Origin of the sequence: Cellulophaga geojensis KL-A (genome assembly GCF_000568425.1) — a bacterium.
GTDB classification, from domain to species: Bacteria; Bacteroidota; Bacteroidia; order Flavobacteriales; family Flavobacteriaceae; genus Cellulophaga; species Cellulophaga lytica.
Genome location: NZ_ARZX01000007.1, coordinates 133,781 through 146,514 on the forward strand (window position 1 = coordinate 133,781; position 12,734 = coordinate 146,514).

Consider the following 12,734-nt stretch of genomic DNA (forward strand, 5'->3'; position numbering starts at 1 on the left):
GAGGTAGTAATAAGCTTAAACGCTTATACAAATTTTCGGATGTTGTATACTTTTTGGTTGTGTTAGGTTATTTAGATAGTTAAGCACCTAGTTTAGCAAATTAAAATTTCTTTCATTAGCTAAACTTGTTTTTAAGGTCTATTGCTTTCTTCCGATTTATTTTTTTTATCAAGTGTGGTTCCTATAGCAACCCCAACGGCAATTCCAACACCAATCCATAATGCTAAATTATTTGTAGCAACACCAATAGCGGTTCCTATTCCTATTCCAATAGCAATTCCAATGGGTAGTTTTTTATTTTTTTTCATAAAGATTTTATTTATTTATTTTTTTTGATGTCTATTCTGTTCAAGATATATTATTGGAACACACATCTATATTATTTGTACTCTTGTGGTAGTAAACGTTACAAATATTATTTAGAATCTTTAGTATATTGCTTATACGTATTTATTTAGGACAATTGAGGTTAGCGTGTTTGTTTATGGCCATAGGCTATTTTCTAATTTTTCCCGTTCTCATAAAAATCTATATAATTTTGAGCATTTATGGATTGAACGGTTACGAAAAAAAGTAATAACACCTTAATTTTATAATTGTTTTTAGTTTGAATCTTTGTTTTAGCTTTAACAATCTTTCATTGATAATTAGCAATTTTTATATTCTCAATAAATTGATTTACAGTAGTTAATTGTTGTAATAGCTAATTTTAAAAGTAAAAATAGTTGTTACAGTTCCATTAGAGGATACTTCATTAACAGTTTTTTTTGTGATATTCTCTTTTTGGTCGTACTCGTATTTTATAAATTTTATTTCATCATCATTTTCATAAAAATGATGTTCTGTTAATAGACCATTATCGTATACTTTGGTTTGCTTGCTATCTAATTTGTTATCTATAAAAACTTTTATTTCTGTACACTCATTTAAGTTGTTGTAATAATATTGCTCTGTAAAGCCTACATTGTCATTAGTAATTGTATTTGAGTGTTGCATTTTTACAAGTAATGCATCTTTATATTCATATTTTATAGTGTTGCTGTAGTTTTTACCATCTTCATTGTAGCAGTCTTCGGTTACTAGCAGTAGGTTGTCGTTTTTGTCGTATTTGTATGTTTTTTCACAGTAGGTATTAAACAATAGGTTACTGTCTTTAGTGTATATAACGTTATTGTTTTTATCCATTTTTTTAATCGACGACTCTGCTAATTCATCATCTTCAAAAACTTTTACTACAATTTCATTTTCTTTGTAGTCATATCTGTATGTAGTTGTGTAGCCACTGGATGTTAATAGTGTTTCAACTTTGGTTTTTAATTTTCCGTCTAAATATGTACATTCTTCAGTACTTCTTGCTTTCCCCCGATAATAGATGGTTTCATTTGTTAAAAATCCGTTTGTATTAAACGTTTTAACATTTTCAATAGATGGTGCATCATCTACGTGTAATACTTGCGAAAATTCGTTTACACTCTTTACGTTTCCTTTTAGGTTCAATTTTTCTAAATCGGTTATGTTGGTTTTTTTCATTGTACTATTTTGGGCGTTGCAAATGGTTGTTAATAGAAATAGACAAGTAAATAGTGTTTTCATAAAAATAGATGTAGATATTTTTTTATTTTAGAATTAATGGTTGTTCTAAGATTAGCTAAATATTAAATAGTATGTAAACCCAATAGCATATAGACATACTAGTATAAAACTAAATAACCAATTCCATTCAAATTTTTGAGTCGTGTAAAATTGTATTGATGATTGTACAAAGGCTGTTAAAGCTGATAGTACAGCGATTAAAACCAAAATTATAGCTAAATAAATTAAGGCATCAAATTGTGTGCTCCAAAAATAATAGCTTAGTTTTATAAATACCATTAAGCCTGCAGTAAAAGTTAATAGTAAAGAGGTTATTAAAAGTTTGTTTATATTCATATTTTAATAATGTGTAGTGTGTGTTAGCTATGTTTAATGCGTTGTTTTATGTTATGGTTTAACTCAACATCATAAATATCTTACTAACTTTATTTTAAAATGTTACTGTTTTTTGGCATTTTTAACAAGGGTGTTAAACTCCTTTTCAGAGATTATTTCGTTCAATAAAAATTCGTTTTTAATGGTAGTATACTCACCATTTTCCTTGACCATACGGCTTTCTACATATTTTACAATTCCACCACCCATTTTCTCATGTAACTCCTCTACAATTTTCTGTGCCGTTTTTAAATCTACATTTAAACTTTCCTTAATTTGTTTTATCTGGTCTAATTTATTATTAGATGTAAATGTGAAGGCATCTTTATTGGTAGTTGAATTTTTATTTATAATGAACGTTGGTTCTTCGTTAATAGTGATGGTTTCTTCTGTAGAAAAATCTTTTTCTGCAATATCTAATACCTGATTATCATAGTAGTTAGGATTATCATTCAAATTTTCAACTATATTATGGGCGTCTTTTAAGCTAATATTGGTTTTTGATGTTATATGTGTAATTGCTTTTTATTTACTTTCATTTATTAATTTAACTAAATCTTCTTTATTAAATTGTGCGTTATTAATTATAATATGCATAAATGTTGCTTTGGAGTGGTGTTAAGTTTATGTGTTTAAAATAATAATTAAGCTTTATGTAAATAGGCAATTATAATTGATGCCATTTGCCAATACTTATCTCTTTTTAATTGTCAGGTAAATTAATTTTAAAGGTTTTTGAATAATATTTGGGAAGGTATAAATAGGCGTTTTCTAATTTAGTGGATGACGAAAAAGCAACATACTCTTTACCTAAGTACTTTTCTTTAGCTTCTTTACTTAAGTCAGTACTTTTAATTAGGTCTAAAAATTTAGAATGAAATGTCTTTTTGTATTCGTCAAATGATAGGCTTGGGTTTTCTTTAAACTTTTGATATATATCTTTATAAAGTGTTTTGGCACCAGATGACATACCATTTGTTGCAATGAGTCGTTCCTCATTTTCATTTAAATTAATCAAATCAAAATCTAAAAGGTTAATGTTGTTTTTAAAATCTAATATGACAGTATTATTCATAACATCAATAACTTTAAACTTGTAATTGCCAATTTTCATTTTTGTTCCAATATCAGATTTTTTAATTTTTACGTAATCATATCCATAAACAAATCCGCTTTCAAATATTACTGAGCCCTTGTATATTTCTGTATTTATGTTTGTATTAATATTAAAAGTAGCATTAAGTGTGCGCCAACGGTGTAATTTTGTGCTACCGTTTTTATATACAGAAGAACTATTGGAGCCATAGAAAATAGTTCCACTATTTTGTATTTTTAAATTTAGATCTTCATTGGTAATATTACTTTCCTTAATAGATAATTTAAAATTATCCATTAAATTATTTTTAGCAAACTCCGGAAAATGTGAATTTAATTCTAAAACGTGATTAGAAAAGCTACCATCTTTAATATTTATTGCTCCGTTTTTTGCCAATGTATCTAGAATTGCTTTACAGTCTGCCTCTGTATATAATGTAGAGTTCCACGGTAATTTGTAATTTTGATCTATTTCGGCATCAACTTTTTGTGCATTAAATAGTTCAAAAACACCTTCGTAAGAAAATTTTTCATGAGATTCAATTTGTTCTAGCATAAAAGAGTTATATTCTTGTGCAACAGCTATTGTAGTTATTAATAGTAATAGAAGCGTAATTTTAGTTTTCATTAAATTTAATTATTGGTAAGGATACATAGTGAACTGTCTCATTCACAAAAATATATATTCTTCAATCATTATTTCTCACTGATTTCAGTGAAAAAAACTGTTGAATGTTTGTTCATTTTTTTGTGTTCTACTATTTATTTAAAAGCGTTTAATTTTGAGATTATCCGTTGTTATAAAATCCAAAATTTAGAGAAGAAATAAATGTTTTTAAACTTTAAAGTACATTAAAAAGCAGTAATCTACTATTTATATTTTAAAAACGGTTTTGGATATGGTTAGTGCAGGAGTAAATAAGCAATTAATTTACTATTAAGTACTTAGTTTGAGCATTTTAGTATTGCTAAATAAAGCCAATTCAAAATTATTTGGTAGACTTAATAAATATTCACTAAACTTTTGTAGTAAGGACTAAAATCCGTAATGCTTATAGGTGTTGTTGCCAGTAGTATTTATGGTTACCTTTCAGTATATTTTTTATAGGCTTTTTTATTCTCAAAAATGGTGTCTTTTGCTATAGTCTCATAATTTGATTCAGTATAAATTATCAATTCACGTTTTTCTCCAGATTTAAAATTTAAATTTTCAAAGGTTAAGGTTGGAGTTCTGCCGTATATGTATGGTATTAGCTGTAATTCGTATGATCCTTTTACTACTTCTATTTCAAAATTACCAATAGAATCGGTTACAGTTTTAAATTTCTTGTTATTTTCTTTTTTAGTAAAAATTAGTTCAACACCTTCTCCTGCAGGCCTATTATAATCAGTTACTTTTCCATTAATAAACACTACCGTAGTATCTGTAACTTCTTTTACAATATTCTCTTTAATTTCTCCCCAAAAACTTGGTTGAAATTTAGCTATTTTAGCTGAATACGTTTTTCCTGTTATGCAAGAATAAAAACTAAATAAGACCAAACTATAAGTTATAAGTAAAATCTTTTTGTTTTGAATATATTTCTTCATAATACGCGCAAAGTGTTTGTATATTGTTAGTTACGTGATTAAGAAACTAATTTAGCAAATAAAAATCATATAAAATATGAAGGTTTTGGTTTAGGTAAACAACCAAGTACTAAGCAATGCCATTGTAAAAACCTGGGTTAATATTTAACAATGCCTACAGGAAATCTTTTAAATAAAAATTAATGGGTTTTCACTTAATTTTTACTATCATATTTTATTTTGCTTAGTATTTTTTAGTAATCAGTATATTTATTCGGATTTTCTAATTGAATTTTTGGGTTATTTTCAAGAAAAATGTCAAAATAGGCAGTGTGTGTAGCACCTAAAAGGATAAAGACCCTGTCGTTTTTGGTCATTTCTATATCATTAAAATTACTATACATTTTTAGATTCCGTTGGTAGAATTTAGTAATTTCATTAACTCCTTCTTGGTTTCCTTTGGTATGTTGTGTCGCCAAAAAATTATATAAGTTAAATGTTTCCATTTTATAATTTCTTGTGTTAATCTCTTTAAATTGTTCTTTAAATTTTAAAGCATTTACCCTTTTATAGTTATTCATAACTTGTGAAATATAAAGACTATCAGCGACTTTTTTATTGGCAATCTCTACTAAACTTGGGTAATCAAAACCTGTTTGGCTGTCTATACCATAAATCCTATTTGTACCACTCAATCGTGCCACTTCAAGTCCTATTGAATTTAACTCGTCCGAGTAATTTAATCTATTAGTTTGGTCTTTTAGATATTCTGAATATGTAGAAGCTATATAGCTATTATTTTTGGGTTCTAACTCAAGGCAAATAATAGTGGGCTTAAATTCAACAATTTTTTCAACGAGTTTTTTTAAGTCAGCTTTTTCATTTGGGTCATTTAAATTTATTTGAGAAGAATTTGCATCTGATGTTTGGCTTAAATGAGCAGTTCCAAAATTTAAAACCCTAATTTTTCCGTTTAATTCTGTTTTAGGGTTTTGTTCGTTCTTACTGTTTTCTTTCTCTTTTTTGATTTCGGCATTGCAACCAAATAAGATTATAGCTGCTAATCCAATTAGTAGTTTATTCATTAATTTAATCTAGTTTTTTATGTATCAGAATAGTTACGTGATTAACAAACTAATTTAGCAAATAAATCAGAGATATAAAATCCACAAGTCCCGACGCTTCGGGACTTGTGAGTAGGCTAGAACTAGCAATGGATTTGTAAGTTATTTACACATTTGTTAATATTCAATGTTTCACCTTGAATAAAATTCTTAAAAAATTAGTTTCTAAATGATACTTCCCAAAGTCCGGGCTCATTAATTTCAATTTCAAAATCATTAAGTAATTCGCCAATATTATTAAATGGATTTTCATTAAAATTCACAGAGGTAGATAATGAGCATTTAAATGGAAATATTACATTATCAAACCCTTGTTTGTTACGATTTGTTTCAGTGTAAATGCCACTAGATTGATTGTAGATTAGGTCTGGCAATTTTCTTAAGCCGTTATTTACCGAAAAGATAACTCTATTCCCTTGGCCTATTTTTCGAATAGAGTATTTTAAAGCTGGATTACTTTTTAGAATTTTGTAGTTTTCTTTTTCTTTTACAGTATCTTTTGCTTTAATATTTTTCCAGAGATTTTGACTTTTTACTATTGAATTTGTTTTGTCATTGTTGGGTAACACATTAGTTTTGCTTGGTTTATAATTTGCTTGGTTAGCAATGGGAGTTTGCAAATTATAATTATTTGTATACTCTGAACCACCAAGAGAAAGAAGGATAAGTGAAAATAAAGCAATTTGTGTTTTCATAATGTTAAAATTTAAATTAATTGTAATGAGTTTAAAATTTTAAATTCTTCAGTTTCATTAACTCAAGATTAAAGGATTTAATAAAAATATTTAAGGTTTTAGCTAGTTTAAACTGATCATAATATAAATCAGACTCTTCAATTATCTTATACGTATAAAAGATTCTTAAAAGTGATAGAAATTCACTAAAAACTAGTTTTATCATCCCGTTTTAATACATCAAAAAATGTACCAATATTAAGGTTAAAGTATTTATTTAGATAATTTGATATCATCACTAAGGTACTGTAATAGTTTTTGTTTAAAGAAATAAGTTTTTTAGTGCTCATAGATATGTTTTATTACATAGTTAAATATTTAGTTACATTAACTATCCTTCTGTAAATTCTAGTAGGCATACTATATAAAAAGATGTGATTAATTTTATGTTCTGTTTTTATTTTTCTACTATAAATGCCAAATTTTATATTTAGTAGACTTTGACAATATGCACAGACTTTTCGGTTTTGTCCTAGAGTTCGCATTACATTTTTTTACTACATATCAATTTTTTTAATTCAATCCAGTTTTTATTTAATTCAATCATTTTATTTCCATTTTCGAGATAAATATAATTTTCGTCAAATTCAATTTTCATCGGTTTGTCAAAAACCTTTTTTAAAAGAAAAAGAGTATATAAAAGGAATAAAGAGCAAAAGATAATTGCGGAAGTCCTTTGAATCCAGATACTGTAAATTAGAAATCCGATAACAACTACTAATCCAATTCGCCCACCTACGTATTGAATATAATGTAGATTTGTATCAATTCGCTTTTTGGTCATTTTTTTACAAGTAATTTTCAGCATTAACCACAACGGGTTGTATATGATTTGTTGCGTGGTTTAAGCATCTAATTTAGTAAATAATTACTGACAAATAAAATCCGCGAGTACATACGCTTCGGGATTCAGAAGTAGGCTAGAACTAGCAATGAATTTTATGCGTTGTTGTGCGTTCGTTATTTTTTAGTTCCTTCTAGTGTTTTCTGTAAGTCCGAGTTAATTTTTTCATCTATAATGTCTGTCAATTTTCCATTATAAAAATCATATCTTTTAATTAATGTCGGTTCATTATATTCCTCGAATTGACCATCATTATTTTTATCCACTCCAAATTGAATTGTCAAGTTCTTTTCATTATTAAGGAACTTAAAATTGAAAACATCCATTCCTTCAATTCCTACTTTTTTTAATTCTTTTTTTCTTAAAGAATAAATGTAAAGTGATTTAAAATCCAAGAGGTTAATTACGCCATCTTTGTAAGTATCTTTTTCTGATACATTCATTAAGATTAAAATATCATCTTCAAAATATTCCGCTTTGATGAGGCTAAAATTCACTCGTTTGTCAAAGAGTTTTTTATTCGTGCCATCTTTTGGATTGTACACAATCAAATTATTAAAAGCCCCATAATATTGATTAGAGTATCTAGTGTCTCTTGGTTCGTAACTGTCAGATGATGAAAACGCATTTAGTGTTTTCCCAATTTCTTCTTGTTCGTTTAAGGTTTTATGAGAAACAGGAATAATATAAATAGAATTGAGAGTATCAATTAATCTAGGATTTTCATATGAGATTACTTGCTCTCGTTTATTTTCTTTTTGTAGTTCCTCAATTTTTTCATCCGATAAAATTCCAGTTTCTACATCATCATCAAACCTCCTGTGTTCCATTATCGTTATTGATATAAATGCTATCAAAGCAACTATTAAAAAAATCACTCCAACTGTTCCTAAAACTGCTAATAGTCTTTGATTATATTTCTCAATTTTCATTTAATTCTCAATTTTTTCATAATGACTCACAACGGTTTGGCTATGCGCATTATCCCAAAGGGTATTGCGTATGGGCATTGTTAGCTTTAGTTTTTTAATAAAATACTGATTAGCAAATATGAAATTAACAATAAGGGAATCATTGAAGTCAATAAGGATGCTACTGTCCAACTCCTGTTCTGATTTCCTATTTTTTTAAGTCCCTTGTTTATCAGTATTGTATTCCAGATATAAAGAGGAAATATTCCGAATAATAAAATTCCAGTAATTAATTGGAACAAAATACTCGGAGCAGATAAGTCACCTAAGTGAAACGCTAGCCTACCAAGTCCCATCGTGATTGTCATAAAAATTCCGGCTATAAGAAGAGGGGCTGAAGCCCAAGTCAGAACTTTGAAGATTTCGGTCCATTCGCTTTCACTGTCTGCTACCTTTAAGATGGCAGCTAGTATTAATCCAATTCCAATTCCCAAAATAGAACCGACCACAAAGACTAGACCTAATGTTTGGTAAAATTCCGTGTTGTTTTCAAGTTTGAATAAATCAAAACTCCTTAAGATAAGTGCGCAGGGAACTATTCCATTTATTACGAAGAAACCTATTGTCCATTTTAAATCGTTTTCTCCGTTGAGAACAGATTCAAAAGTTTTGTCAGGGTTTCGCCAGATTGTTTTTAGATGATTCAAAATTAAAGCTAACGTATTTGTATATGGATCGTAGCGTGTAAATTAGCGATTATTTTCGGATTTAGCACAAGCCAGATTTAAAAATTTGGCAACTTCATAAATATACCCGAACCTCTCGGAAATCCTATAATAGCTATGTTTTATACACCGTGTTGGCGGTAGTTATTCTTTCATTTCAATTTCAAAATTATATTTGGAATTCAATTCCTCGAAATTTAACATTAGGTCATTTAACTCTAATATAGTTTTATTTTCAATCCTTTTTTTGTCTTGATAATATTGTTCGTCACATATAATTGGGTCATAATAAGCTTGAGTTTCCATATTTGAGGCTCCAAATGGATATCCTTTTGGAATTTCTCGCTTATACCTTTCCAGGTTATAAAACTTCTTCTCAAACAAAGTGTCAGAAAGTTCTTTTTTTTCAATCACTATTTTGATAATCAAATTTTTGTGTCTGTTGAAATAATTACTAATCCTATTATCAAAATCAAGTAAACAATTTTTTTTACTATCAAATAAATTCAATGACTTTAAGATATCAAGCTTAAATTCATCAATTCCATTATTTGCTTTTATTTTGAGCTTTTTTATATCCAAATTTTTGATATTCTATTTTAGTGCGTCTAATTACCGCCAACGGTCTAGTATATGAAAAGTAGGCGATTTCGAAGCACTAAACTTTTGGTTAAGCTCAAAGTTTAATGCGAGCCACAAGTCTTGAATTTCGCACTATTTTGCCTATGTTATTAGACGTTTTTTCCAGTAGTTATTTTTCACATTCCAATATGAAATCTTTTTTACTAATATTCAATAATGTTCCTCTAATATCTACAGTATCTATTTTGTTATCCTTTATGTATTTAGATATAAAGCAATATCGTTTCCAATTATCATCGTCTAAAAAAATAATAAGATTATTTATTCTTTTTATGTTAGGAATATTAAATTTTTCAAAATTTGGTACATTAGTGAGTCCAAAATAACCACCAACCTCTTCTAATTTTGGGAGGTTAATATATGTTAGGTTAGGTGAATATTCAAAAGTCATATTTGTTTCAACTTTTTGTAAGTTCGGAAAGAAATTGATAGAATCAACAGATGCGTGGTCAATATAAATTTCCTTTGCTGTTCTTAAGTTATGAAAAATTTCACTTTTTTCAGAGTCCATTCCAACGAGATAAATATTTTTTGCTGTTTTTATTGAATTCAGCCCTTCAAATTTTTTTTCATTAGTTCCAAAATAAATGTCTCCGTTTATTTTCTCTAATTTCTTAAATGATTTTTCCTTTTCATTATAATTGCTTGAGAAGGAAAAATCACCATTAACAACTTCGAGGTTGTCAAATCCTTGTAAGGATTTTAAATTTTTTAAGTGTACAATATTTAAGTCACCATTTATAGATATTAATTTATTAAATGAATTTACGTTTTCAATATCATAATTATCCTTATAATCTTGAGATGAAATAGTGATATTTCCATCAATAAAGGTATAACCACCTCTTTCAAAATCATCAATTTGTTCTTGTGTTGAAAATACAATATTTCCTTTGTAGACAATATCACTTTCATATGGTAAAAGGTTGGCTAAAGGAGTTTTTTCTGTAATTATTTCAGTTTTTTTTGTTTCCTCAGCGCAAGAACAGCATAAAACAATTGACATTAAGATGTAAGTAACTATTTCTCTTTTCATAGATGTCTTGTTTAATTACTGGCAACGTATTTGTATATGGTTTGTTACATATTTAAGCACCTAATTTAGCAAATAAAAACCGAATAGAAAATCCGCGAGTCCCAACGATTCGGGATTTGTAAATTGTAGAGGACTAAGCCTTTGCTATCGCAAAATCAGGACTAATATATGATGATTCTTATAAAAGTATTTTAGTTAAAAATTAATGAGTTTTTACTTGTTTTTTACCACAGTACTTTGTTGGCAATAGTTTTTATTTTAATTTTCCTTTCAAGGCAACAATTTTCTTTTTGGCTAATTCCATTTTTTCTACTTTTTTTTGTTCCTCCAGTTTTTCGTCAAGAATTATTTCAATTCCAACTCTCAATGTATCGAAATGTTCTAAACAAGTTTGTTCGTCTAAACTATGAATACCTTTACTTAAAACAGAATAGATACTTCTGTTTTCTACTAAAAAAGTAGGTAGGTAGCCTGCCAAAAGAGCAATTCGGTCATCCATTCTTCCTTTTTGAAAATCTCCTTCATTTATTTTTCCTTCTGACTTTGCTTTTTTATATGCTTCGAAAATTAAAAATTCAAAAATCCTTCGCAAATAAACAAATGAACCAATTCCGACACCATTTGCCGCAAGTCCTATTGCTCTAGTAAATTCATTAAGTTTTTCTGTCGTTAGCAGTTTTTTGTATTGCTTAATTTCGCTTATGTGAAAATCAGCAACAGTTGGATGTTGTCCGATTTTAATTAATGTTTTCGTATGTGCGTCGTAATGAATAAAGAACATAAATACATCATCAGAGCGCTTGCATTTTACTTTCATCGTTCCATAACCACCGTATTTTGAATAATGATAACTACTTCCTTGGATGTCATTCATTACATAAAAAGTAGAATCAATTTTTCTCCAAGGATTGTAACCATCAAACACAATTTCTTTTGAAGAATCAGTTATCGCAATAAAAGTATCGTGATTTTCATCAGTAATTTGGACCTTTGTATAAATTGGTATATCGAAGTAAAATTGTTCTATCGTCATATTTTTAAATTATTGCCAACGGACTTGTGTATGAAACGTAGCGTGCAAAAAGACACTAACATCTCGAATTAACACAGAGCCGAATTTTTATATTTTGTTTTAATTTTTTCTTTTTAAAAGTCAAATCTAAAAATTTGGCGGTCTTTGCAAATAAACATAAACCTTTCGGTTAAGCACTCATTAGCTATGTTTTATACACCGTGTTGTGCGTTCGTTTTCTATGAATAATGGTTTATACAAATTACTCGTTCTTTATCTTCATCAAATGCTAAATAAGTATCGTTTCCGTCAGTAAAGAATTCATATCCAATTATAAATCCGATTTTTGCGTATTCTTCAATTTCAATTGTCTTTGGAAATATATATTCTTTATTTACTTCAATATCGGTAAACCCTGTAGAATTATCGTTCTTGATTTCATAGATAATAGAACTTTTATCTGATTTTCCCCACCCATCTATTATATGTCGAAATTCCCCAAACCTTTTATTCAATTTAAAATTTAGTTTGTTAATCGAGAATTCATAAAATGTTTGCAAATAATAATCTATATCAAAATCATCATTAGATTCTATGTTAAAATTTTGTTTTTGATTTCTAATGTAGTCATCTGTTTGAGTTTTTGTGTCCAAATACACTCTTCCATTTTTGTCAAAGTCCTTTTGTAGCTTGTCTAATATGTTTTTTGCTTGTTCATAACCTTTATAAAGTCTAATATCTCCATTGAATTTGTATTTATTCTCTTGAAATTCAAACAGCGTATAGTCAGACGAGTTACTTTCAGTTTTATGATTTTCGTCCATCCACATTCCATTAGAAGATATAAAATGGAATACTTTATTCGGATATTCTTTAAGAGTTAAACTACACAAAGGGTAAAATATTCCCTCTAAAATTTTGTCTGTAAAAACTTTATCAAATTCTGGATATAATTCTATGTTCATAGTTTGTTTTAAATGACGCACAACGGTAGGTATAACCGAAGTTACGGTATTAAAGTTAATGTTTTTCGGTTTAGCACAGACGTTAGCAATTCCGAGTGGATTCGGACGT

The 12,734-nt window shown here is 28.1% G+C and carries 14 protein-coding genes; all 14 read right to left on the reverse strand.

The window, feature by feature from the left end:
- Positions 1-131: 131 nt before the first annotated feature.
- Entirely contained in the window at positions 132-308 is a 177-nt protein-coding gene (locus KLA_RS18240) for a hypothetical protein (RefSeq protein WP_200868409.1), read from the reverse strand.
- Between the two features lie 379 nt (positions 309-687).
- Positions 688-1,530, reverse strand: a complete 843-nt coding sequence (locus KLA_RS07640) for a hypothetical protein (protein WP_034644841.1) — start codon at positions 1,528-1,530, stop codon at positions 688-690.
- 501 nt (positions 1,531-2,031) lie between these two features.
- Positions 2,032-2,424: a hypothetical protein gene (locus tag KLA_RS07650; RefSeq protein WP_013621281.1), complete on the reverse strand. Its 393-nt coding sequence runs from the start codon at positions 2,422-2,424 to the stop codon at positions 2,032-2,034.
- A 247-nt stretch (positions 2,425-2,671) separates the two neighbouring features.
- A complete protein-coding gene (locus KLA_RS07655) occupies positions 2,672-3,691 on the reverse strand; it encodes a hypothetical protein (protein ID WP_034644843.1) in 1,020 nt (339 codons plus the stop codon).
- Positions 3,692-4,146: 455 nt separating this feature from the next.
- The gene (locus KLA_RS07660; protein ID WP_034644845.1) at positions 4,147-4,653 is read right to left on the reverse strand and encodes a carboxypeptidase regulatory-like domain-containing protein; all 507 of its coding nucleotides are present in this window, start codon (positions 4,651-4,653) and stop codon (positions 4,147-4,149) included.
- 233 nt (positions 4,654-4,886) lie between these two features.
- On the reverse strand, positions 4,887-5,717 hold the full coding sequence (locus KLA_RS07665) for a DUF5694 domain-containing protein (RefSeq protein WP_034644847.1): 831 nt from the start codon (positions 5,715-5,717) through the stop codon (positions 4,887-4,889).
- A 197-nt stretch (positions 5,718-5,914) separates the two neighbouring features.
- Positions 5,915-6,451, reverse strand: coding sequence for a hypothetical protein (locus KLA_RS07670; RefSeq protein ID WP_013621285.1), 537 nt, complete (start codon positions 6,449-6,451; stop codon positions 5,915-5,917).
- A 523-nt stretch (positions 6,452-6,974) separates the two neighbouring features.
- The gene (locus KLA_RS18085) at positions 6,975-7,274 is read right to left on the reverse strand and encodes a hypothetical protein (RefSeq protein ID WP_161633459.1); all 300 of its coding nucleotides are present in this window, start codon (positions 7,272-7,274) and stop codon (positions 6,975-6,977) included.
- Positions 7,275-7,450: 176 nt separating this feature from the next.
- Positions 7,451-8,266, reverse strand: coding sequence for a hypothetical protein (locus KLA_RS07680; protein ID WP_034644851.1), 816 nt, complete (start codon positions 8,264-8,266; stop codon positions 7,451-7,453).
- 86 nt (positions 8,267-8,352) lie between these two features.
- Positions 8,353-8,952: a YIP1 family protein gene (locus tag KLA_RS07685; protein ID WP_034644854.1), complete on the reverse strand. Its 600-nt coding sequence runs from the start codon at positions 8,950-8,952 to the stop codon at positions 8,353-8,355.
- A gap of 162 nt (positions 8,953-9,114) precedes the next feature.
- On the reverse strand, positions 9,115-9,552 hold the full coding sequence (locus tag KLA_RS07690; protein ID WP_034644857.1) for a hypothetical protein: 438 nt from the start codon (positions 9,550-9,552) through the stop codon (positions 9,115-9,117).
- 169 nt (positions 9,553-9,721) lie between these two features.
- A complete protein-coding gene (locus KLA_RS07695) occupies positions 9,722-10,648 on the reverse strand; it encodes a hypothetical protein (RefSeq protein WP_034644859.1) in 927 nt (308 codons plus the stop codon).
- Positions 10,649-10,901: 253 nt separating this feature from the next.
- Entirely contained in the window at positions 10,902-11,681 is a 780-nt protein-coding gene (locus KLA_RS07700; RefSeq protein ID WP_034644861.1) for a hypothetical protein, read from the reverse strand.
- Positions 11,682-11,899: 218 nt separating this feature from the next.
- On the reverse strand, positions 11,900-12,734 hold an 835-nt coding region (locus KLA_RS07705; protein WP_235183524.1), incomplete at its 5' end, for a hypothetical protein.

Bases quoted from the DNA above. Each gene is read 5' to 3' on its own strand.
- KLA_RS07665 (WP_034644847.1), bottom strand. From the start codon at position 5,717: ATGAATAAACTACTAATTGGATTAGCAGCTATAATCTTATTTGGTTGC.
- KLA_RS07670 (WP_013621285.1), bottom strand. From the start codon at position 6,451: ATGAAAACACAAATTGCTTTATTTTCACTTATCCTTCTTTCTCTTGGT.
- KLA_RS18240 (WP_200868409.1), bottom strand. From the start codon at position 308: ATGAAAAAAAATAAAAAACTACCCATTGGAATTGCTATTGGAATAGGA.
- KLA_RS18085 (WP_161633459.1), bottom strand. From the start codon at position 7,274: ATGACCAAAAAGCGAATTGATACAAATCTACATTATATTCAATACGTA.
- KLA_RS07700 (WP_034644861.1), bottom strand. From the start codon at position 11,681: ATGACGATAGAACAATTTTACTTCGATATACCAATTTATACAAAGGTC.
- KLA_RS07695 (WP_034644859.1), bottom strand. From the start codon at position 10,648: ATGAAAAGAGAAATAGTTACTTACATCTTAATGTCAATTGTTTTATGC.
- KLA_RS07640 (WP_034644841.1), bottom strand. From the start codon at position 1,530: ATGAAAAAAACCAACATAACCGATTTAGAAAAATTGAACCTAAAAGGA.
- KLA_RS07660 (WP_034644845.1), bottom strand. From the start codon at position 4,653: ATGAAGAAATATATTCAAAACAAAAAGATTTTACTTATAACTTATAGT.
- KLA_RS07655 (WP_034644843.1), bottom strand. From the start codon at position 3,691: ATGAAAACTAAAATTACGCTTCTATTACTATTAATAACTACAATAGCT.
- KLA_RS07680 (WP_034644851.1), bottom strand. From the start codon at position 8,266: ATGAAAATTGAGAAATATAATCAAAGACTATTAGCAGTTTTAGGAACA.